The organism is Paenibacillus polysaccharolyticus (genome assembly GCF_900102085.1).
In the GTDB taxonomy this organism is placed as follows: domain Bacteria; phylum Bacillota; class Bacilli; order Paenibacillales; family Paenibacillaceae; genus Paenibacillus; species Paenibacillus polysaccharolyticus.
Window position 1 is genome coordinate 1 of record NZ_FMVM01000012.1, and the last position, 21,952, is coordinate 21,952.

Genomic DNA, 21,952 nt, shown 5'->3' on the forward strand with positions numbered 1-21,952 from the left:
ACGATTCCGCTTAATCCTACACCGGTTGCTCCCGTGGTCCCTGTTACTCCCGTACTACCGGTTACACCCGCCCCAGTAGCACCTGTTCCTCCTGTGACTCCTGCACTTGCTAATAACGTATAATCCGGCGAGGTGCCCGGCGTTCCCGTTGGCGAGGCCACATTGGTGACATACGTACTACCATTGAATGTCACTACTTGACCGGCTGGATACGTCGGAGCTACTGCTGGGTCAAACGCGACGATTCCACTCAACCCTACACCCGTCGCTCCAGTTGTACCAGTAGCTCCTGTCGATCCTGTAGCTCCTGTTGGTCCTGCTCCAGCAAGTAATGTATAATCTGGTGAACTTCCAGGTGTACCCGTTGGTGAAGCCAAATTGGTGATATACGTACTACCATTGAATGTGACCACTTGACCTGCTGAATACGTCGGGGCAACAGCCGGATCAAATGGTATAACTCCCTCTAAACCTATACCTGTTGCTCCGGTTGCTCCAGTTGAGCCTGCTCCAGCAAGCAACGAATAGTCTGGTGAACTTCCAGGTGTACCCGTTGGCGCGGCGACATTCGTAATATATGTGCTACCATTAGACGTTACAATCTGACCTGCTGGATATGTTGGCGCTTGAGCAGGATCGAACGGTACAATCCCAGTGAGCCCCACACCTGTAGCGCCGGTAGCCCCCGTCGGTCCTGCACCAGCGATTAATGCATAATCAGGTGAACTTCCAGGCGTGCCTGTCGGTGAAGCGACATTGGTAATATACGTACTACCATTGAACGTCACCACTTGGCCTGCTGAATACGTTGGCGCTTGAGCCGGGTCAAAGGTGATAGCACCGTTAAGGCCCACCCCAGTAGCTCCTGTCACTCCTGATGCAGCGATCAATGTATAGTCCGAAGATGTACCCGGTGTCCCTGTCGGACCTGCTACACTGGCAATATAAGTACTGCCATTATAAGTAACCACTTGACCTGCAGCATATCCCGGCGCAAGCGCAGCATCAAAAGGAATAGCTCCAGAAAGTCCTACACCCGTTGCCCCGGTTGCACCTGTAGAACCAGCTGCAAGCAAAAGCGTGTAATCAGGTGAACTTCCAGGTAAACCTACCGGGCCATTTACGTTAGCCACAAAAAGACTTCCATCATAACTAACTACCTGGCCTTGCGCATAAGTTGATCCAGCTGCAGGATTAAACGTTGTAATATTGTTTAACCCTACACCTGGAATTCCTGTCGCTCCTTGTGGTCCTTGTGGACCCTGCGGGCCTATAGGGCCGACAGCACCCGCAGCACCCACAGAACCAGTTGGCCCTGCTGCACCTGTTGGACCAGTAGCTCCTCTTAATCCAGGAACTCCAGGGACCCCTGGTACGCCTGGAACACCGGGAGGACCTGCAGCACCTGTAATCCCCCCCGTACCGAAAGTCGTTGTGGCTCTGCTTAACGAGATAGATATGGAACGAATTAATCCGACTAACCGATCTTTTACTTCGGGAGGTACCTCCAAAAGCAATGTTAAACTTAACAAGTCATCCAACAGATTTTGCAAATTCCCTGCGAGATTAATTAAAGCAACAGGGATGACTTCAGAAGAAGCAATGGTCAGTTCTAATACAGCTTGAAGCTCCGCTTTTACCCCAGCTCGGAACTCAGATTCATTAACAAAAGTAAGTAATTGACGTAATCCGTTCTGCAACGCAAGTATATTTGATGCACTCGGCTGACTAATTGCACCGGGAATGGTTACAGCAAGAGAACGAAGAATCGACTCATATTGCTCAAGTTCACTAGCTGTCATGGGTATAAACGGCGAACCTGCCCGGAATGATCTCCCTTCCAAAAACGCTTTAATATTTACTCTTTTACGTCCATCGGACATACTTTAATCAATCCTCCTTAGACATCTTATTTTTCAATCTTATGAAGGAGGAGTTCAAAAATTATCTTGGACATTTTTTTGCGGACAAAAAAGGATACGACCTTGTTCCACGTTGAACAAGATTAAACGGAATACTTCAACAAAAAAACACCCTCTATCAGAGGGTGTTTCGGCACATTTTGTTTAAAATCAACCTATTTCGAAGATTCTACCGGAAATTGTAATATAAACTCCGTTCCTTCACCAAGCACACTATTGACATGAATCGTGCCCTGATGAGCATCTACGATGTTTTTTACGATCGCCAAGCCAAGCCCGGTTCCCACACTTTCTCCCCGAACGCGAGCTTTATCCGCTTTATAAAAACGTTCAAAAATAAAAGGCAGGTCTGATGTAGGAATACCCACACCCTGATCTTTTACACTCACTCTGGCAAAAGGAGCACGCAAGTTAGTGACAAGCTCAGCAGAAATTTTCACACTTTTACCAACAGGTGTATGTCTGAATGCATTATCCAGTAAATTCGTGAATACTTGCTCCAGCCTGTCTTCATCTGCTTGTTGAAGTGAGATCATCTGCTGTTTGCATTCGAATTGAAGTTGAATCCCCTGTTCCTTCGAGCGCACCATAAATTTGCGATAAATACGTTCGAGAAGTTCACCGAGTTCAACTTCCTTCATGTTCATGTCAGTATGCCCTGCATCCATACGGGCCAGATCAAGTAAATCCTTGACCAGTCTACCCATCCGCAATGACTCATCGTGAATGACCTGAATCAGTTCTTCACTCTCTTCGGGCGATGTTGCCATCCCGTCAAGTAAAGCCTCGCTGTATCCCTGCATCATTGATAACGGTGTACGAATTTCATGAGATACATTAGCAACGAAGTCCCGGCGCATCTTCTCCATCTTCACTTCTTCGGTAACATCTCTCAAGACAGCCACCGCACCCCGTACCACACTATCTGCATACAAAGGGGCCATTTGAACAGACCATACTCCTTGTTGCACATGAACATTGGAACTCTGGTCCCCACCTTGCTCCATCACCAGTCTGAATAAGGGTACAAGCGGTTCAGGAACATCACGGGACGGATTCGCAGAAGGATGACCATCCAAACCCTCATCCTCCTGAGCCCAGTCTAGAGCATACCAGGCCTGCATAATTTTCTCACCAGGCGGATTCGTCAAAATGACCTTGCCTTCACCATCAAAAGTAATCACGGCATCCGTCATGCTTCGCAGAACGCTCGCCAAATGTTCCTTCTCATGATTCAAATTTCGAATGGTATCTTCCAGTTGAACAGCCATGTGATTAAATGTATTTGCAAGTTCACCAATTTCATCATTGGTACGGAGAGAAAGTCTCGTGCCATAGTTCCCTTTACGGATGGCATTAGCTGCCTGAATTAATTGTTGCATAGGCTGTGTAATTTTGGTGAACAGAAATAATGCAAAAAACGTTGTTAGACTGAATCCAACAATGCAAATATAAGTAAACAGCCTTTTGATATCCCTAGATTCAGACTCAGCAAAGTTGGTATCGATATAGGGTAGCAGAAAGAGCCCCAGCGCAATCAGCACACAGCCCACAAGGCATATAATTGTAATCCATAACTTTCCAACCAGTGATCTCCAGAAAGCAAAGTTATTTCGGTACTTCCAGTTTATAACCGACACCCCACACGGTTGTTATCATCGCAGCCGATTCAGGTGATACCTTGTTCAGCTTCTCGCGAAGACGCTTCACATGGGTATCCACGGTACGAAGATCACCGAAAAATTCATAGTTCCATACATCCTTAAGCAATTCTTCTCTGGAGAAAACCTTATCTGGCGATGTTGCAATGTAATGCAACAACTCATATTCTTTAGGTGTCAAACTGATCTCTTCACCACCCGCAGTTACGCGGTGTGCATCATGCTCAATAACAAGATGTGGAAATACAATATTGTTGCTTGAATTGCTTTCTTTGGAAAGATACGCCGTTGCCGAAGAGCGACGCAGAATAGCCTTCACCCGGTAAATCACTTCACGCGGACTGAATGGCTTTACCACATAATCATCTGCCCCTACTTCAAAACCTTGTACACGGTTAATCTCTTCCCCTTTTGCGGTAAGCATTAATACAGGGGTAGATTTCACCTGACGAAGTCGGGTACACACTTCAACACCATCCATGCCCGGGAGCATAACATCCAGCAAAATCAGACCGTAATCTCCGGCCGTTGCTTTACGAAGTGCTGTTTCGCCATCTTCTGCTTCATCAATTTCATAACCTTCTTTTTCAAGATACATTTTAAGCAGTCTGCGGATTCTTTCTTCATCATCCACGACCAATATACGATTCTCATGTTCTGACATGCCCACTCAAGCCCCTTTACAATACTCCTCATCACTTCTATTATGTTCGATCTTGCGAACAATATTTGAATACCCGTTTTACTGGAACGGATATATCATGAATTACCGTTGTTTTGCCACTACTTTTAACTGACTTTACTAGTCTGCTCCAGCATAGGAATGCAATCCTGCAATGATCAGATTTACACCAACCAGTGTAAACATAACAACCAGGAAACCGAGCACAGCAAGCCAAGCGGACTTCTGTCCCTGCCATCCTTTGGATAAACGCAAGTGCAAATACACACTATAATACAGCCAAGTGATCAGTGCCCACACTTCTTTAGGGTCCCAGCCCCAGAAACGACTCCAGGCAATTTGTGCCCAGATCATAGCAAAGATCAGAGCTCCCAGCGTAAAAATAGGGAATCCAATCGCAATAGCGCGATAACTGATCTCATCAAGGTCATCCGCGTCAATTCCGTTCATCATCGGCTGTAACGCTTGTCCAAGCGGTCTGCGTACAATTAAACGAATGATTCCATATAAGATCAGACCCGTAATGATTGACCAGATGACTGTATTCAGCTTACGTCCTGCATTCACGCCATTCATCCATGAAGGCGTCTCAAGCAACGGCTCCTTCATTCCAAGGAACGGTTTCAAGCTCTCCACTTCACTATTATATGGAGCAAAAATAGGAGGCATGCGATAAATCACTTTCTCTATTGTACTATTTTCTTCTCCCTTTGTGTCAATGGTGACTGTTTTCTGTACAAAAACGGCCTCATAACCGGATGCACGGAAGGCAAACACGGTTCCAATAAATCCGATCACCACAACGATGGTAATGAGCGTAAACTCCACCCAGCCGCGCTGACGACGAGAAGATTTGTCTTTTCCACTAAAATCAACGGTACGAAGCAGATACATAAATCCCGCAGCAAAACCTACTGCAAAAAAAGCTTCACCCAAGGCAGCCAGCGTAACGTGGATCTTCAACCAAATCGATTGTAATGCTGGAATCAATGGCTGAACTTCCTGTGGAAATACGGCTGCATATGCCATAATGATAATCGTGAGTGGAAGTGCAAACAAGCCCAGCAGAGATTTGCGGTAAATTGCGTACACAACGATAAAGGCTACCATGATCATCATGGATAAAAAGGACATAAATTCGTACATATTACTTACCGGAATATGGCCTGCACCAATCCAGCGGGTTACAAAGAAAACCAAATGCGCTGCCAACGCGACCGTAGATGCGATAAACGCCCGTTTACCCCAACGATTCAAATGATCGATCGGATCGCGGTTACTCCATTTCTTGCCCATGACGGCCACTGCATATAATAAAAACGCAGCACAATACAGAAAAAAAGATACGATAAATGCGTCGCTGCTGAAATCCAGTATATTCATGCTTGGTTCCCCCCGTTATCCAACGACTTCTCATCCACTTCCAGATTCATCTGTTTCAAAATGCCAGCAACTTCTCGTCTGAAGCCGAACCAGTTTTTGTTGGTATGCCCGCCAAGCGTAATACGCTCATCGTCAAACCGAATCCAAATGCGGCGATGATGCCAGTAAAAGCCCATGACAAGACCCAGCATGACAATGCCTGCCCCTACCCATACAAAAGGCATCGCTTTGTCCACACGTATATTCAGGTAGCTTACCGATTGAATAAGATCTACCTTGTCCATACTGTCGACCTCCAGTTGTAATGGAAGTTCCCCTCCTACAAGCTGGCGGTTGATTGCATCCTGTTGAAAACGTTGCTTGTCAATTTGTTTGGCAAAATATAAGTATTGAATCCCCTTCTCTGGCAGATCCGGACCTTCAATATGAAAAAGAAATGCAGGTGCATTGGGTGAAGGTGATTTTGATTTTGGTGCTCCCTTATCATCCAGAGCAAAATCCATAAATTTTTCTTTCACCGTCAATGTATATGGTCCTGCCTCAAAGGTGCGTTGTGTGTCCATCATGTCAATCTTCAAAGAACCGTATACTTCACCCGTTTTCACATTGACCAGATCCGGTGTCACCGAGCGAATCGTCGGGGTTAGATCATAGTCAAACTGGTATGCCTTAAGACCTTGGTAATTCAGTGGCTGGTTCACCCGTACGTCATGTCTTGCAACCTCTGCAAGCTGAGGTTTTTTGGAGAGATCCGAACAATCGGCTGTGCATTCGTACAAAACAACCTTGGTTTCAAACAACTTGGGAACTGTTTTATTCAAATTTTTGAACTGCTCAGGAACCTCGTCGTCACTATAAAACTCCACATTAAACTTCTCATTTTTCAGATACATGGACGTGTTTGGAATTTTTTTAATTTCCCCTTCGGGAAAAGCAACATGTTCGTCCAGATTCAGACCTGGAAGTCCGCGAGCGAGTACAGCGAGCAGAAAAATAATAAGTCCGATATGAATCACATATGGACCCCAGCGGCTAAAACGTTGCTTCTCCGCAAGCAAAGCATCCCCTTGTGTGTGAACACGATATCCTTTCTTACGAAGCGGCGTAACCGCTTTCTTAATCCACTCTTCAGGTGCCTCTTCAATAGAACCTTGATACACAAGTCGCTGCCGCGTCAGGAATTGCAGATGTTTCCGTATCCGCTGCTTGTTCAGCGCTTTGTACAGTGGAAGCACACGATCCAGACTACAGATCACAAGCGATGCTCCGATCATCACCAGCAGTAGAATAAACCACCAGGATTCATATGTATGAGACAGTCCGAGAAGATAATAAATATGGCCTAACTGACCATAGGTTTCTTTGTAATAAACCGAAGGATCAATATTCAGAAATGTACTTTCTTGCGGGTAGATCGTACCTAGCATGGAACCAACGAGCGTGAGCACAATCATATAAACTGCAATTTTGACAGATGAAAAGAAATTCCATATGCGATCAATAATATTGGGATTACTTCGCTGTGAACGCCGAGCCATCCCATCATAACGCATCTCTAACACTTCATTCGATTGAGCGGTTTCCTCCAGAAGCGGCTTACCACACGCCTCGCACAATACGGTTCCTACCGGATTCTGATGACCACACTCACATTTCGTATTTTGGAACACAAGTAGACCTCCTGTCAGGGCTGCTTCGCCAGCTGTGAGATTTGAGCGTCAAGTGTGTCCAAATCCAATTGCCCGATATGAATCGTGGAGATTTTTCCCGTTTCAGATACGAAAAACGTTGTTGGCATCGGAGAGATCCCATAGTCTCGAACGGAGTTTTTATCCCGGTCTAACATAATCGGAAATGTAACACCCACCTGCCGTACAAAATTATCTACCGTCATCTGATCTTCTCCAACGTTGATTCCAACAAATTGCACACCTTTATCTTTCCATTTGTCAGCCTGCGCTTGAAGAGCAGGCATCTCTTTCACACAAGGCTCACACCATGTGCCCCAAAAATTGATAACCATCGCTTTTCCTTGATACTCATCAGACGTATGAACTTGACCATCCAGGCCCAGCAGTTCAAAAGAAGGGGCTTGATCCCCTTCCTTTGGCTTGCCATTCGAGCCGGATACCGATGTTGTAATCGCGTATCCACCCAACACCAGGATCAAGCACAAAATAACGATTTGCACCGTTCTTCTTGATTTTCCCATGTGCTGCTCCCCTTTAAAGTGACGATATTATTGATTTGCCTTCTTGTTATAGAAACTGTGAACACTCTATGAACAATTATAGCGAATTTCGTCACAAATCTGCGGCGGTTTTATGAAAATTATGTGTCCTCACATTACCTTTTTTTCATTTTTTTGGCGGGTTCCGATTTTGCGAGCGTAATCAGATTGTTAACTTCCTCTTTGGTCAGATTACGTGTCAGCCCTCTTTTCAGATTTTGCAGCAAAATGCCTCCAAACGAAATCCGCTTCAGACGTGTTACCGGATGATTGATTGCCTCAAACATACGCCTTACCTGACGGTTTCGTCCCTCATAAATCGTAATCGAAATAACAGCCTCATTGTTTGCTGTGTCCACATCTTTGTACTCGACCTCTGCTGGCGCTGTCATACCATCTTCAAGCATAATTCCAGTTTTGAGCTTTTCCAATTCCGTACCATGTGGTACACCTTTAACTGTTGCCAGATACGTTTTGGGTACGTGATGTTTAGGATGCGTCAGCAAGTGCGCAAATTCGCCATCATTGGTCAGAATAAGCAGCCCTTCGGTATCATAATCAAGACGTCCTACCGGATAAACACGTTCCTTAACGCCTTTCAGATAATCCGATACGATTTTCCGGCCTTCCGGGTCTGATGCGCTTGTAATAACCCCTTTAGGTTTATTCAGCATCAAATACACTTTTTTCTCACTGCGGATCGATTTTCCATTGACCGTAATGATATCCTCTTCGGGGTTTGCTTTCGTACCCAGTTCGGTTACGACCTCCCCGTTAACTTCCACTTTGCCGGACAGGATCAGTTCCTCACTCTTGCGGCGGGATGCAATGCCTGCCTGCGCGATAATTTTTTGTAATCTTTCCATGTTTGTCATGTCACCTCACACTAATGATACCCATCCAACCGGGAAATCACAAGGATTATCCAATGTTTTTGTGAACGTTCGAGCTTTATCGCTAATTTATGCGTTGTAGAACAGATATTTTATAGTCTCGATATACAAAAAAAGCTTACCCTCGCCACGGCTGATTTCGTTCAGACCACGCAAAGGTAAACCCTTATCATCTATTTAATTCGTAGTTCATTTCTAATTCGCAATTTTGCCTGCCACCACAACCGGCTTTTTCGCTGGAACAGCTGCTTCTTTCACAAATGTCTGCAATGTCTTTGAAGAAATAAAATAAGTCCGTCCACCATATACAAATGTCATCATGCCAATGACCTGTTTATTCTGATCAAGCACTGGTCCACCTGAATTGCCTTGAGCCATTGCTTTGACGATGCTTCCAATGCCTACTTTTCCCGGTACTTCACTCGCCAGAGCACTAAATACCCGACTCTTCGCTATAGTGTTGTATGTCAAAGGAAAATCATCATCTAATATGACAAGATCTCCCGATGGGTTTTTAGGAAATCCAATAGTATAAACAACCTGATTGTCCCTCGCATCAGCAAACTTCACCGGTTCAGCGTCAATCGGTTTGTCCAGCTTGAGTAAAGCCATATCCGTTACAGAATCAGTTTTAACAATTTTAGCTTTAACCGCCTGATTGAGCGCACCTGGGCTCGCAACCGTCAAAGTCCCTTTATCTCCGCCAGACAGCTCAGCGAATTCCTGAACAACATGGTAATTGGTTAATACTTCATCTTTCGATATTAGAATCGAAGTTCCCACGTCATAATAAACCATATCCGGTTCATTTGCTTTAACCAAACGCACATTAACAACCGGAAAAGAATCGGCCGTAGTCGCCATTTGAGCACGTAATGATTTGTCAAAATAACCTGTAAAATGAATCGTCTGTTCAGCTTGAGCACCTGCTAACCCTGTCGAACCTGCAAGCATCGTTATAGCGAGCATACTTGTCAACCCGTAACGGAGCATTCGTTTCCAACTCTTCTGCATGTCTCACTCTCCTCCGTTATTATTCTAGCATAACTAGTATATCGGTAGGAAAGGAGTAATAGTTTAACCAAAAACGATCAAACAAATGGCAAGTGCAGCTATGAATCCAACGACATCCGAAAACAATCCAACCTTAAGCGCGTACCGTCCGTTCCGAATACCAACTGCTCCGAAATACACAGTTAGCACATATAACGTTGTATCCGTACTGCCTTGAATGGTAGAGGCCATCCGGCCAATCATGGAGTCAGGGCCATACGTTTTGATCAAATCCGTTGTAAATGCAAGCGAGCCTGTCCCTGTTAATGGTCGTAATATCCCTAGCGGAAGGACTTCTCCAGGCACACCCATCCACGAGACGAGAGGAGTGAAGAACTGAATCACAAAATCCAGTGCTCCCGAGGCACGAAAAACACTAATGGCAACCATCATTCCCACCAGATGTGGGATGATGCTGATTGCAGTCGAGAAGCCGTCCTTGGCCCCATCAACAAAGGATTCATAGACCGGGACCTTTTTGGTAAACGCATATAATGGAACAAACGCGATAATAACCGGAATGGCCCAGACAGATATCCAGTTAATGAAGGTTAACAAGGTAGCTCATCCTTTCATGCCGGGATTACCGCTCTTGGATATGCGCGGCGATCTGCGGAGAGTTCTATTTCGATACCAGCGATCAGCCATAATGGCAGCAAGCGTAGCTATAATGGTAGCCATTAAAGTTGTGCCTACAATCTCCGTGGCGTTCGCAGAATGATAGTTCAACCTGATCGCGATCAGCGTTGTTGGAATAATCGTAATACTCGCGGTATTCAGCGCCAGCAGTGTACACATAGCAGGGGATGCGGTCTGCTTGTCAGGATTCAGTTCCTGCAATTGTTGCATCGCCTTGATTCCCATGGGCGTAGCCGCATTCCCTAGTCCAAGCAAATTTGCACTCATGTTGGATAAGATGTAACCCATAGCCGGGTGGTTTTTGGGTACATCGGGAAATAGAAATCCGACCACCGGGCCAAGAAGTTTTGCAATCCGTCCAAGAAGGCCGGCATCTTCGGCCATTTTCATCATTCCCATCCAGAATACGAGTACACTGATCAGACCGAAACATACCGTCACACCGGTTGCCGCACCATCAAATGCTGCCTGGGTGACCACTTCAATCTTCCCGTTCACTGCCGCAAAAACAAAGCCGATCAAGATCATCATTAACCAGATCAGATTGATCATTGGAATCATTCCTCCCAGTAACAGCAAGCACAAGAGCGATCTTTCTATCCTTAAATCAAAATCAAGGTGATAACAGTCGACTTAGCACTGCCTTCCACGCGGAAACCCAATTCGTGACCTCTCCTATTCCACCTATAGTAGCATCTGCGATGGGTGGCTCTGGCGGAATATAGCTACCTTTGTAATACACAGGTATCGAGCCGATTGGTTCGCCTTTCAACTGCATTTCAATTCGCCCGGCTAGTCCAAACGAAGGATCTGTTGATTGTTTATTCTCTGTCACAGCGTCCTGTGTACGTTTATCCAGCAGAACCAATGTCTTGGTTATGTCTTCCTGTTCTCCTTTGGCGAGCGGGTATTTAAAACCACGCCCTGTTACGAGTTCCATGTTCTGAACAGGCTGTTCCTGTGTGGCAATCTCGATTAGTGGGAAATGTTCAAAGCCGAAATCCAGCATCTTTGCATGATCGTTCCAGTCATCGCCATCGTTAAGTGTCACCGCGGCCAGCTGTTGCCCGTCACGAGTCGCTGAGCTGACCAGGCATCTGAATGCCTTTTTGGTGTATCCAGTTTTCACCCCATCCGCACCTTCATACAAGCGAAGCATTTTGTTTTTGTTATGCCAGGAGTACTCCCAGCTTTCATTCGGATTGGGGGCGGATTTATTTTCTGTTGCCACGATGCGTTTGAATACCGGGTTATGGAGCGCGTAAGCCGTTAACCTCGCCAGATCGTTTGCGGTAGAGTAATGACCTTCGGCATCCAGACCATGTGGGTTCATAAAATGAGAACGAGTCAAACCGATCTGCTCTGCCTTTTTATTCATAAGCAAAACAAAACCTTCTTCTGAACCGCCGACATGCTCAGCAATTGCCGAAGCCGCATCATTACCTGAGCGAAGCATAAGACCGTATAACATATTTTCTAGTGTCATCTCCTCGCCCAGTTTAAGGTATAGCGAAGATCCTTCTTTGGCAAAAGAAGATGGTGTAACCTTGACCTTTGCATCTAACTTACCTTCTTCAATCGCAACGATGGCAGTCATGATTTTAGTCAAACTTGCGATGCGCGACTCTTTGTCCCCATCTTTACTATACAGAATTCGCCCTGATGTCACATCGATGAGCGCTGCACTTTGCGCATGAGTAGACGGTCCAGCAATGGTCGCCTGAACTGACGATGCACCCATAGTTGAAAGTAACAGTACAGGCAAGAGCGTACCTACAATAACCTTTATTAATTTTCGCATCCACATTCCTCCGGGTCGCTTGGAATCTTGTACTATCCTATGTCTGGACAACCCGGAGTATGTCCCGCACAGGAAAAAACAGCAAAAATCCCCCTTGCACCTTAAAGTGCCAGAGGGATCGTTATGTAAGACCTCGTCATTCAAACTACATCTATTCATCTATTGTCGTTCTTCATATACATTTTATTAGATTGATCCAGCATCTTAGCTACTTTTCTCATAATTCTGGATACTCTCATCTGGCTGATGTCTTCCAGATCGGCTGTCTGTGTCTGGTTGAGTCCGTCTACACGATGTTTCAACACCGTGACTTCTTGTTCACTAAGCTTACGTTTCACTGAATCAAGCACAGCATCAACATACATCTTGTCCAACACATTCGCTTCCATATCTTCTCCACTAAAGATGGTGTCCATCAATGTGACCGATTGATGATGCTGATCATCTGCCCCTACGGGCTCATCCAGGTATTTGACACCCTTGCCCACCTGAAGTGCCTTGTTTACTTTGTCTTCTTCCTCATCAAGTAAAAATGCAATTTCATGCGCAACTGGAAGATACCCCATATCATGTTCCAAACGATTGATACGGTGAATTAAATCCGTGGCTGTACGTGTTGGACGAATAATACTCGCGCTATCTCTCAGAAAACAACGAATCTCTCTAACGATAGCTGTGACTGCAAACGAACTGAACTTCACACCCCGGGACGTATCAAACGCTTTAACAGCTTTCAGGAATCCCAATCGGCCCAATTGAAGAATGTCATCTTTCTCCACACAGTGATTTTTAGTCAACAGTTCAGGTTTGCCAATGTACTTGTGCACAGAGTGCCAGATCAGATTTTCATTGACTAAAATGCATTCTCCGAGAAAATGTTCATCCGTCTGACAGCGTTCTATATTAGAATTATCGTCCATACTATAATAGTTCTTGTTTTCTTTTAACTTGCTAAGAATATGTTCTGAATATTTTCCCATTTGGATCTCCCTATGTATGTATCTTAATTCATTCACAATCTATATCCTGACTAAACTGATCTATATATGTTCAAAATTGCTTATACGAGAACTAAAGCTTCATTCCCTGATCAAATTTCATTTTGTTCACTTGGCTGATAAACGATTACGGCTATATATTGAGTCTCGTGTGTTTGCGGATGAATGGAGGTGCTTATTTCAATCCCTGTCACAAACATATGTGGGTAAGCCAGCATCCAGATATTAATCTGTTGTTCGATATCGGATGTTTCAGCAGATTCGAACGTCTTTACAGCCAAATCAGAGGCATAATTGTTTACTTGCATGCTTTATCATCTCGTGTGCTATCTTCTTTTGCATAGTCTAATGAAAGAATTTCGTTCACTTCTTCATTGTTATGGGAATGTTCCATATCTTCTTTCTTTTGATCTGCTATAAGTTGCTCAAATTCCTCTTTACTTAATTCCAGTAGCTCAAGTTCAAAAGCCGTTGTAAGAATATACCCCATACCATCCGTTAAATGTACATTAAAGAACGTTTCCGGTTGTTCACTGAACTCCCCATCTTCATAGTTGAATCCAATGACTGCCTTTTCGTAACCAGCAACCTTACCGGCAAACCAGACATTTGCTTTGGTCATTGCCCCCGTTGGAGTCTGAACCTCGTGTATATTCGTGGGTGCGTGAACGTACTTGCCAATCATGCTTGTTACAATATCTTCCGTTAATGTATCCGATTTTGCTTTAATCACTTGAGTCACAATGAAAAGCCTCCCCTTATCTAAATAATGTTCTGTTACATGCTCTATACGCGGTAACTCAAACAAGGTAAAGACCGAGATACAGATAAGGTTACCCCTGACTTATCAACATATAATGTGTCTGCATATGCTGCAATGCTTCTTTCAAGTCGTTTACCTGTTGCGTGGGTAGAGAATGAATTAATGGATCAGAGATATTGGAACCGACAGATAATATGAATTTGTTCGTCTTGAAAGCCCGGTGCATGATTATAATTTCTGCAGTGGACATTACCTCAACGTTCAGATTCACCAAAATAGCATCAGATCGATCCACCATTTTTTCAATAATTAATGCATATTCTCGACCACTCAACCCGGCAGATGCGGAAGAATCATGGAATGCCCAAGCAATTTCAGGAATTTGAATCAATTCCTCTGTCTTAAAACCAAGTACAATGACACTAAGCATGTTTCTGTCTCTCCAATCTTTGTCGAAGTTTCATGATACATTCTCTATACGATATAAAAAAACACCCTGTTAAGGGTGCTCTTCGTTCTATGTAAGTATTAAATCTAAATAATGATACTATCCGTAGCTCCATTACATCTAAAGGCTATTTATTGCCACTATAACTATGATATTACAAGGCTTCGTATTTGGCGCGAATGCCTTTCCATATTTGTGATATTCGTGCTTTGGATACTCCCTGTATAGCTGCAATTTCTACAAATTCATAACCGGACGTTCGCAGTCTGAAAATATGCTTCTCGCGATCATTCAGCCTCATATTCTCCATAATATCAGTAAGAAATTCGAAGTTTTCATATGCAAAACCTGTATGCCCTAACACCACAGCCATATCTGTGCCATCACTTTCATCCCCACCATGATCGGTGGTCATAATCTGAGCTGCGTTAACGACACTGAGATTTTTTTCGGACATGCATTTGCGATACATATCTTTGATCTTATTATCAATTAAATGATCCACAAACGTCGACATTTTCGCTTTCTCCGAATCATACTTATCCAATGAACTCATTAGCTTGATCAAAATTTCTTGTGTAACATCCTCCTTTTCCATCCCGGCGAACGTTTTGCCTCTCAGTTTGTGACGACATTTCTCCTGAGCCTTGTTCAGGAACATATCCATATCCCCGATTTCGAACAATGCATCAAACCCCATAGCTGTTGTAGCAGACATTATACTTTTCCCCCATATAATAAATTAATAAAAAACAGGCCTTGATCCACTACCTTAGTTCCCCCAACTCTACCTAGCGACCATTCTAAAAATAAATCTAATCAGGCTAAAATTGACCATCCACTCTTGCAAACTTATGTAGTTGTGTATCTCCAAAACATTCAAACCGATATATCTACTTCCTCAGCTTACTTAATACCAACCTATTCAAAGCCCCCTCTTCCATTTATTACATTTAGAATAACAAATACGAACTCTTGTTCGCAAGTTATTTTTTATGTCATCGCCCTCTGCCTCTTTTACACCCTATATACGAAACATCTTAATTAAGGTAAAGAAACTTGGAATAAAACTAAAAAGACCAACACAGATCACACCGCTGGAAAAATCCAGAAGGGTGGAATGTGTCGGTCTTGGTCTGACTTCTTATTTCGTTCCAATTACCGAGAGTATGGTCTACAATACATAATACGAATATAGGCTTCTTCAAGATTATTAATCTGTCCAATCGCCATAAGGATAGTATAAGGAAATATGTAGGATAATGTCAACAAGAAAAATAGTTCCCCAGAACCTAAATGTGGTTGAACAAGCAACCGTGTAGTTCTTAAGGCATATTTATCTCATCATTTTTCAGCAAAAGTTCAATATCCTTGTTCATTTTGAAGACTGTCACTTGCTCTGTAAATTCATGTCCGAAAAATGTGGTTTCAATGTCTTCAATCTGCAACCCCATATGAATATAAGAAAAGACAGGATTGAAATTCTCTTTCAGCACGAGTGCAAGCTTCATTTTATAATCCGTGAAAACTTGACTTGAGTGTGAATACATATGTTCAAGCATGAAAGCTTCGGGACTCGTGAATTTTGCTGTAAATTTTAAGATGATAAAATGATTCATGATGGAGACCCTGGTATCTACCGGCCCGCGCTCCGTAATGTTTTTTCTGACTCTCGATGCCAGTTTGGCGAGTTCTCTTTCCAAGTCCTTTATCTCAATGTTCCCATCGCCTCCTGCCTAACCTCCCGGCCTTGCACTACCCCTGAATATATGAATTCAACCTAATTTAATCAAAAGTCCTTATGCAAGACAAGTTTCCTGCGAATCAATGATCCAGCAAGCGCTTATCTTTACATGAAAAAGGAATAGACCCCAGATGTAGGCTGAGTCCTATTCCTTCAAACTGAATTATTCGTAACTTAAATGCCTTTCAAACCTTCCAGTTTCAATAGACTGAATGCGACCAGATTTAGAGCAGCCTGAGGTCCATATTCTTGCTCGATTTGTTCAAATGCTTCTTCCGTTGCTCCAACCAGATCTTCTTTATCCGAAGTCATCTCCGTAGTCACGATCTCCTCTTCATTCAGCGCAAAGGTCAGTCTGTACAGCATCTGCTTCTACCTCCCTCGAAGTCAGCTCGATATTTCGTATATCTGTTAGATCAATGATATGTACCATCCCTGTGTTATCTTCAAGTGTGATCGACTTACCTTCGTTTTTATGTTTCGTAAAAAGTCGGCGGTACTCCTGCTTCACTTCGTCTGCTGTTAACGGAATTTCGCGCACAACCTTATCGGAATCTTTCTCCTTTTGTTGCAATCTGGGATTATCTTCTACCCAACTTACCGTTTTCTTTTTCCCGCTGCCTTTAAAGTAGAAATGTGCAGTCAGTTCAATGTTCATTCTGTAACTCCTCCTCTTCACTATTCTCTATACGAAACGATACAAACAAGGTTAACTGAAAAAAGGATAGCCTAAACTATCCTTGATATTTCTTTACAGCTATGCGATTGCCTGAGGAGTCGTACACATATGTATAATTAGTCTTTATCGGTGTTGATCCCATAGTCGTAATCGACTTTGAAATCATCCGCCCTTCATCATCGTATTCGTAAATGGCATCAAGTATTGCGGGCAGTTGAACAAACTCGTTACCATCATATCGATAGACCTCGCCCACGGAAATCAACAGAAATGCATCATTCTCCGCATATGAATCGGTAGAAGATGGTATCGTCCACATCGGTTCCATAACGGACTGCTCCGTGTAACTGTCAGTTACAACTTGCCTAATGATTCTTCCTTCCTCATCAAAAGCAAAATAAGTGACAACATCTACGTAATCCACCAGATCACTATAGATCTCCCAAGGATCTATCGTGCTTAACCTTTTTCGCTCTGCCGTAGTCATACTCACATGAGTTTCGCCATCAACGATGATATCCGCACTGTGTGTGTCAGGATGGGTATAGTGATTGGCATTAGCTTCTACACCGGAGAGCTTCAACCGTTCTTCAGCCGTGAAAACTTTGTTTAACTCTCCATCGTTCAATATGTCAGCACTATGCGAAGCGGGATGCTTATATACTGTGATGTCTTCCCCTGCAATGTTAAGAATACCGTTCGACTTATATGAAATACTCACACCTTTAAGTGGCACATACCCATTAGGCCCACAAGTATATAACATTGGCATATTCTGATGATCTTCATCTGCTATAACAGCATAAATGGTACGCAAAACACCCTGAACTGGAAGCCCTTGTTTATCGTTCACAACGGTTATGGTGCCTGATTCGATTTTGTCCAAACGTGCATCGAGTGTTACATTACCTTCCCTGGCATCCTTAACCTCATTGGAAAGTTTGACCACTTTACCATATGTAATGATATCCATGATCTTTATCTCCTATCTAACCGTCAAACCTGTTACCTCAATGGTGAATCCCGAAGGTACAGAGCCCGGATTAATAATTTCAAAATGAAAATGAGCATTGCCATCCTTATCTTCATATGGGATATCTACATTATCGTATATACCATCAACATAATTTCCCGTACTATACTCTGTTGTATTAAAATAAATAATGTGAGCTTCTTCCTTGTTCGCCCGGTTCAAAATATGCAGCTCCACATTGGTTTCCTGAGTGGGAATGACACGTACGGTCTTGATCAGAAAACGTGGGCTTTTCATAGGAATAGACACCTGAACTGCCGCTCCTTCACCATCCATCTCCTCAATAACATAAGATAATTCAACTGGTTTAAAAGCTTCCTTTATCTCCTGTAACACTTGCCATGTTTTGTTCATCGTAAGGACCTCCTTCGAACAGGGATATACGTAGCAGGATACCTTCGTGGAGGTATATGATTGGAGACTTCTGGATCAGACATATTCCCAGGTTGACCTGAAAAATGTCCTTTTAAAGTCATCGAATCATTTCCCTGGGTATGCTTTAAAATATACTGCATGACTATATCACCAGAAGAGGCTAGGGTTCTTTGTCCAGAGATAAAGGAACGTATAATCCCACCTGCTACTCGTCTGGAGGGTAGCACAACCTCCGTCACAACCTTCCAACTGCCGTTCCCCCGTTGGGTTAGAGTACCAGAGTAATCCTCAGCACTGATTCTTCCTGTGTATCTACTTCCCGGTTTGTTGTGTAGAGGAAGGTAGCCTATATTGTTATATAAACTAAGTTCATGACTGTGGCTTATGATTACACCATGTGTATCTGTCGGCATGAAACGTCCTTTGTACAACTGCGGAAGATCTTCTTGATCATATCCCCAAATGGAATAGATATGTTGTTCTGACGTGGTGCTTGAATTCCGATGGTGTAATTCGCCCGTCCTGAACCAATGCTGAACACCCGCCAATCTTAATTGCCCTGATGTACCTGCACTTTTGCTTGTATACAATGACAAATCTTGTGTTTTGTTTGTTTGATATTGCCCCTGATTATACTCGTAACGTATACCTGTATACTTTTCTCTCCCCGCCATCTCGGGAATATAGGTACTGCTTGTTATGGTTCTGTTGGAATAATATAAACTGCTAACGTATGTATAGAGCACTCCAGTATTTCGCTTTTTTATTGCTCGTTGAGGCGTATATATGGATTGTTCTGTCCCTGCTGCGGCCATAATCCCCCTCCTCTTACTGCATCAATACAGCTACCGTGTTACCCGGAAGGAAGCTTGAACCACCTGTAGTCAATGAATATACTTTGTACGTTTTGTTACTCACCGTGATTTCATCCCCATGACTCACTCCTGCAGCTGGTGCAAAGTAAATATCATGCAGCTCACCTCGTGGTCCCTCCGCGTTATTGGCCATGATACAAGGTGAAAGATGATACAGCCCCCCCCAACCCGGGTTGGTTGGTACCATGGCTGCATACGACTTATACACGTTGTTAGTCTGGATGTTATCCAGATCTTTAACGGTGCGAATTCCATTAAACCCCAGATAACTTACACCGATCCCTTGGGCACCTGAATGATTTTCCTGAGAATAACGATACATCAGACCGAAATATCCCAGATTGGATATCCCCGTTACCGAGTTCACATCCCCTGCCATCCACATGATCACACGATCTGCGGTCACGGATACTTGATAATCTGTTAACAAATTGGAGTCAACTACCGCTGTATGACAGTAAAAATTTCTGGTGCTAAACATCTTCCCATCGGGAATGCTACCGTCCGCCAGAGCGACATCCTCTGCTACAGTCACTGTAATGTAGTTACCGTTAGCATCTTTGGTGTTGCCTTTTTCGAATTTGATAAACAACTTATCTTTACCAGTCGATCCGGCAGATTTAATCACTAAACTATCGGAAGTTTCGAAATAGATAGACCAGGGCGAGGATGCAATTCCCTTAAAGCCATTGACTAAAGCTTGAAATAACAGATTCATTTTGACCTTACCGCTAAAAAATGACATATGTACCCATCCTCCTTAAATTTTAAATAGAATAACGCGTTGCCCACCCATAACGTTGTTGCTGCCAAAGAAACAAGGGACACTATAACGTGCGTTGCCTAGCGAGGTATACCAAAGAGTATAATTCCCGTTATAAGGCATAGGTTGATCTACCACATGAAATACATAGTATTTGTTTTCGCCAAGGTCCAAGATTGATCCATCTGGGTGTTGTGAGGCATCTTTAAAACATGCTGTATGCACATCTGCAAACTGTCCTCTTACCCCTTCAGACGGGTTAAATACCATGAATGGATTTACGTAATACCTCCCCCCTACGCCAGGAGACGTAAGTTGAGCATCTGTTGTAAAATTGTAATATTCATACTTCGTTCCATTACGAGATTTTCTTACAATACCACGACCTACATTGTAGTCTCCATACGTGGCAGAGTTAGCATTGCTTATATTTGAAGGCATATGTGTGAAAATTCCAACAAAATCGTTAGCAATGGCTGGATCTTCTTGCTCAAGGGGATTTAGTCTGCCCATGTATATTCTTATTGGATAAGCATAAGTAGTGTTATTTTGATATTCACCATGAACGAAAATACCATTAATCGTAGTAAAAACGGTCCACTTGTAAGTTGTATTGGTATTATTTGCACCCGATGTAAATGGTGTATCTGTCATCTGCTTATCTGGAGAATCCAGATGTACATCAGCTTTTGGTGTGGAGTTGTTTAATATTCCCCAGCGAATTGTAGCTCCGTTACCACTCTGAATTGCCACAGTGAAAGCAAGACTTCGATCCATTAAATTTGTAAAAACGACATTGCCCCAATTACCCCCTCCGGTCACTGCAGCTGTTGCGTATTTCTTCACTTCCCACCATGCATCTCCACTCATTTGTGCTTCCACATTGTTGGCAAATTCAGTTATGGTACTTACCCAAGAGTATCGTTTAGGTACTGCCATTAATTAGACACCTCCGTTGGTAGTTCAAATAAAATTGCTCTTTGCCCGTCTCCCAGCAAAGTATTGCTGTCAAAGAAGTAGGGCTGGATATATCGAGTTTGACCTGAGATATCTATCCAGTATTTATAGTTTGTTGGTTGTTGCTGATCATTGACATGGAATACATGATATCTCTTGCCTTCCAAGTCAATCATCGAACCATCGGGATATGATCTGGCATCTTTGAACACAACTGATTTCATCTGTTGAAACTCTCCTCTAACTCCTTCTTTGGGTTGATAAACATACCATGGAGATATGAAATATCTATTCCCTGCACCTGGGGAGGTCGCTTGGGCGCTGGTGCAAAAGTTATAAAGTTCATATTTTTTATTGTTGCGTGACGTCTTCACAACTCCCCTGCCAACATTAAAGAGACTATTATTTGTCCACTCACTACTACTTTCAACGGGAGCATGAGAGAAGATACCAATAAAACCACCTTCGACAGCAGGGTCTTCTTTATCATGCGTTAAAAGTTTCCCCATATAGAGTCTAAAAGGATAGGCATAACCCAGATTGTTCGTTGCCTCTCCAAAGATAAAGATAGATTCTTTCATTGGAAATATAGTCCATTTATACGAAATGTTATAATTATTACTGGAGCCAGTAGCACTAGTACTAAAAGGAACATTTGTATATTCACCCATATTTAACGCTATATCAGGATAAGGTGCATTGCCATTCGTTGATCTATTCAACCCACACTTTAATTGATAACCTTGTATATAACTGGAACCAGAAGAGTTATATTGATATGGGAGATTTAAACACAAAGAAAAAAATAATGAATCATTATTGACATTTTCAATGGAAACAGCTCCTTGAGGAGAAGAATACGTCTGATTTCTGTTGTTGTATGCCCTAGGTTGCGAGTTGGGATCATCTGGGAAATAAGTCACTTTCCAATTTGGATCTACGTACGGGAAAGTATTCATTTCTCTTGCTAAATTACTTAAGAAACTCGTTACTGAACTTGTAAACTCATACCTTCTGAACCCCTGAACCACTGTTGCTGTCATACTGCCACCT

24 protein-coding genes are annotated in these 21,952 nt (G+C 43.3%); all 24 read right to left on the reverse strand.

What is annotated here, in order from left to right; translation table 11 throughout:
* A partial coding sequence (locus BLQ13_RS17190) for a collagen-like repeat preface domain-containing protein (protein WP_090922304.1) occupies positions 1-1,883 on the reverse strand: 1,883 nt, incomplete at its 3' end.
* Positions 1,884-2,077: 194 nt separating this feature from the next.
* Positions 2,078-3,562 (reverse strand): ATP-binding protein, encoded by a 1,485-nt coding sequence (locus BLQ13_RS17195; RefSeq protein WP_276326750.1) that lies wholly within the window; start codon positions 3,560-3,562, stop codon positions 2,078-2,080.
* Positions 3,531-4,247, reverse strand: coding sequence for a response regulator transcription factor (locus BLQ13_RS17200; RefSeq protein ID WP_090922306.1), 717 nt, complete (start codon positions 4,245-4,247; stop codon positions 3,531-3,533). Before BLQ13_RS17200 ends, BLQ13_RS17195 begins: the two co-directional genes overlap by 32 nt.
* Before the next feature lie 138 nt (positions 4,248-4,385).
* Positions 4,386-5,648 (reverse strand): cytochrome c biogenesis protein CcsA, encoded by a 1,263-nt coding sequence (ccsA, locus tag BLQ13_RS17205; protein WP_090922308.1) that lies wholly within the window; start codon positions 5,646-5,648, stop codon positions 4,386-4,388.
* Complete coding sequence (gene resB, locus BLQ13_RS17210; protein ID WP_090922310.1) at positions 5,645-7,318, reverse strand: cytochrome c biogenesis protein ResB; 1,674 nt, start codon at positions 7,316-7,318, stop codon at positions 5,645-5,647. The genes ccsA and resB overlap by 4 nt, the downstream gene beginning before the upstream one ends.
* Positions 7,319-7,332: 14 nt before the next feature.
* Positions 7,333-7,860 (reverse strand): redoxin family protein, encoded by a 528-nt coding sequence (locus tag BLQ13_RS17215; protein WP_090922312.1) that lies wholly within the window; start codon positions 7,858-7,860, stop codon positions 7,333-7,335.
* A gap of 134 nt (positions 7,861-7,994) precedes the next feature.
* Positions 7,995-8,744: a pseudouridine synthase gene (locus tag BLQ13_RS17220; RefSeq protein WP_090922314.1), complete on the reverse strand. Its 750-nt coding sequence runs from the start codon at positions 8,742-8,744 to the stop codon at positions 7,995-7,997.
* 222 nt (positions 8,745-8,966) lie between these two features.
* Positions 8,967-9,785 carry a S1 family peptidase gene (locus BLQ13_RS17225; protein WP_090922316.1) on the reverse strand — a complete coding sequence of 273 codons (819 nt, stop codon included), beginning with the start codon at positions 9,783-9,785 and terminating at the stop codon, positions 8,967-8,969.
* 63 nt (positions 9,786-9,848) lie between these two features.
* On the reverse strand, positions 9,849-10,382 hold the full coding sequence (locus tag BLQ13_RS17230; RefSeq protein ID WP_090922318.1) for a spore maturation protein: 534 nt from the start codon (positions 10,380-10,382) through the stop codon (positions 9,849-9,851).
* 6 nt (positions 10,383-10,388) lie between these two features.
* Complete coding sequence (locus tag BLQ13_RS17235; RefSeq protein WP_090922320.1) at positions 10,389-11,015, reverse strand: nucleoside recognition domain-containing protein; 627 nt, start codon at positions 11,013-11,015, stop codon at positions 10,389-10,391.
* A gap of 61 nt (positions 11,016-11,076) precedes the next feature.
* Complete coding sequence (locus BLQ13_RS17240) at positions 11,077-12,264, reverse strand: D-alanyl-D-alanine carboxypeptidase family protein (RefSeq protein ID WP_090922322.1); 1,188 nt, start codon at positions 12,262-12,264, stop codon at positions 11,077-11,079.
* A gap of 155 nt (positions 12,265-12,419) precedes the next feature.
* Positions 12,420-13,244, reverse strand: coding sequence for a sigma-70 family RNA polymerase sigma factor (locus tag BLQ13_RS17245; RefSeq protein WP_090922324.1), 825 nt, complete (start codon positions 13,242-13,244; stop codon positions 12,420-12,422).
* 110 nt (positions 13,245-13,354) lie between these two features.
* Positions 13,355-13,570 (reverse strand): hypothetical protein, encoded by a 216-nt coding sequence (locus BLQ13_RS17250; RefSeq protein WP_090922326.1) that lies wholly within the window; start codon positions 13,568-13,570, stop codon positions 13,355-13,357.
* Positions 13,561-14,004, reverse strand: coding sequence for a hypothetical protein (locus tag BLQ13_RS17255; RefSeq protein WP_090922328.1), 444 nt, complete (start codon positions 14,002-14,004; stop codon positions 13,561-13,563). The genes BLQ13_RS17250 and BLQ13_RS17255 overlap by 10 nt, the downstream gene beginning before the upstream one ends.
* Positions 14,005-14,095: 91 nt before the next feature.
* Positions 14,096-14,455, reverse strand: a complete 360-nt coding sequence (locus BLQ13_RS17260; RefSeq protein ID WP_090922330.1) for a hypothetical protein — start codon at positions 14,453-14,455, stop codon at positions 14,096-14,098.
* Between the two features lie 172 nt (positions 14,456-14,627).
* Positions 14,628-15,191: a sigma-70 family RNA polymerase sigma factor gene (locus BLQ13_RS17265; RefSeq protein WP_090922332.1), complete on the reverse strand. Its 564-nt coding sequence runs from the start codon at positions 15,189-15,191 to the stop codon at positions 14,628-14,630.
* 607 nt (positions 15,192-15,798) lie between these two features.
* Positions 15,799-16,176, reverse strand: coding sequence for a Na-translocating system protein MpsC family protein (locus tag BLQ13_RS17270; RefSeq protein WP_167375774.1), 378 nt, complete (start codon positions 16,174-16,176; stop codon positions 15,799-15,801).
* 215 nt (positions 16,177-16,391) lie between these two features.
* Positions 16,392-16,583: a hypothetical protein gene (locus tag BLQ13_RS17275; protein WP_090922335.1), complete on the reverse strand. Its 192-nt coding sequence runs from the start codon at positions 16,581-16,583 to the stop codon at positions 16,392-16,394.
* The gene (locus BLQ13_RS17280; RefSeq protein ID WP_090922337.1) at positions 16,552-16,875 is read right to left on the reverse strand and encodes a hypothetical protein; all 324 of its coding nucleotides are present in this window, start codon (positions 16,873-16,875) and stop codon (positions 16,552-16,554) included. Before BLQ13_RS17280 ends, BLQ13_RS17275 begins: the two co-directional genes overlap by 32 nt.
* 76 nt (positions 16,876-16,951) lie before the next feature.
* Positions 16,952-17,869 (reverse strand): hypothetical protein, encoded by a 918-nt coding sequence (locus BLQ13_RS17285; RefSeq protein WP_090922339.1) that lies wholly within the window; start codon positions 17,867-17,869, stop codon positions 16,952-16,954.
* Between the two features lie 12 nt (positions 17,870-17,881).
* Positions 17,882-18,283, reverse strand: a complete 402-nt coding sequence (locus BLQ13_RS17290) for a hypothetical protein (protein ID WP_090922341.1) — start codon at positions 18,281-18,283, stop codon at positions 17,882-17,884.
* An 849-nt stretch (positions 18,284-19,132) separates the two neighbouring features.
* Positions 19,133-19,924 (reverse strand): hypothetical protein, encoded by a 792-nt coding sequence (locus BLQ13_RS17300; RefSeq protein WP_090922345.1) that lies wholly within the window; start codon positions 19,922-19,924, stop codon positions 19,133-19,135.
* Between the two features lie 15 nt (positions 19,925-19,939).
* Positions 19,940-20,881, reverse strand: a complete 942-nt coding sequence (locus BLQ13_RS17305; RefSeq protein ID WP_090922347.1) for a hypothetical protein — start codon at positions 20,879-20,881, stop codon at positions 19,940-19,942.
* Entirely contained in the window at positions 20,881-21,942 is a 1,062-nt protein-coding gene (locus tag BLQ13_RS17310; RefSeq protein WP_090922349.1) for a hypothetical protein, read from the reverse strand. The genes BLQ13_RS17305 and BLQ13_RS17310 overlap by 1 nt, the downstream gene beginning before the upstream one ends.
* Between the last annotated feature and the right edge of the window lie 10 nt (positions 21,943-21,952).

Bases quoted from the DNA above. Each gene is read 5' to 3' on its own strand.
- BLQ13_RS17200 (WP_090922306.1), bottom strand. From the start codon at position 4,247: ATGTCAGAACATGAGAATCGTATATTGGTCGTGGATGATGAAGAAAGA.
- ccsA (WP_090922308.1), bottom strand. From the start codon at position 5,648: ATGAATATACTGGATTTCAGCAGCGACGCATTTATCGTATCTTTTTTT.
- BLQ13_RS17215 (WP_090922312.1), bottom strand. From the start codon at position 7,860: ATGGGAAAATCAAGAAGAACGGTGCAAATCGTTATTTTGTGCTTGATC.
- BLQ13_RS17220 (WP_090922314.1), bottom strand. From the start codon at position 8,744: ATGGAAAGATTACAAAAAATTATCGCGCAGGCAGGCATTGCATCCCGC.
- BLQ13_RS17225 (WP_090922316.1), bottom strand. From the start codon at position 9,785: ATGCAGAAGAGTTGGAAACGAATGCTCCGTTACGGGTTGACAAGTATG.
- BLQ13_RS17235 (WP_090922320.1), bottom strand. From the start codon at position 11,015: ATGATCAATCTGATCTGGTTAATGATGATCTTGATCGGCTTTGTTTTT.
- BLQ13_RS17240 (WP_090922322.1), bottom strand. From the start codon at position 12,264: ATGCGAAAATTAATAAAGGTTATTGTAGGTACGCTCTTGCCTGTACTG.
- BLQ13_RS17245 (WP_090922324.1), bottom strand. From the start codon at position 13,244: ATGGGAAAATATTCAGAACATATTCTTAGCAAGTTAAAAGAAAACAAG.
- BLQ13_RS17250 (WP_090922326.1), bottom strand. From the start codon at position 13,570: ATGCAAGTAAACAATTATGCCTCTGATTTGGCTGTAAAGACGTTCGAA.
- BLQ13_RS17260 (WP_090922330.1), bottom strand. From the start codon at position 14,455: ATGCTTAGTGTCATTGTACTTGGTTTTAAGACAGAGGAATTGATTCAA.
- BLQ13_RS17265 (WP_090922332.1), bottom strand. From the start codon at position 15,191: ATGTCTGCTACAACAGCTATGGGGTTTGATGCATTGTTCGAAATCGGG.
- BLQ13_RS17275 (WP_090922335.1), bottom strand. From the start codon at position 16,583: ATGCTGTACAGACTGACCTTTGCGCTGAATGAAGAGGAGATCGTGACT.
- BLQ13_RS17280 (WP_090922337.1), bottom strand. From the start codon at position 16,875: ATGAACATTGAACTGACTGCACATTTCTACTTTAAAGGCAGCGGGAAA.
- BLQ13_RS17285 (WP_090922339.1), bottom strand. From the start codon at position 17,869: ATGGATATCATTACATATGGTAAAGTGGTCAAACTTTCCAATGAGGTT.
- BLQ13_RS17290 (WP_090922341.1), bottom strand. From the start codon at position 18,283: ATGAACAAAACATGGCAAGTGTTACAGGAGATAAAGGAAGCTTTTAAA.
- BLQ13_RS17300 (WP_090922345.1), bottom strand. From the start codon at position 19,924: ATGTCATTTTTTAGCGGTAAGGTCAAAATGAATCTGTTATTTCAAGCT.
- BLQ13_RS17305 (WP_090922347.1), bottom strand. From the start codon at position 20,881: ATGGCAGTACCTAAACGATACTCTTGGGTAAGTACCATAACTGAATTT.
- BLQ13_RS17310 (WP_090922349.1), bottom strand. From the start codon at position 21,942: ATGACAGCAACAGTGGTTCAGGGGTTCAGAAGGTATGAGTTTACAAGT.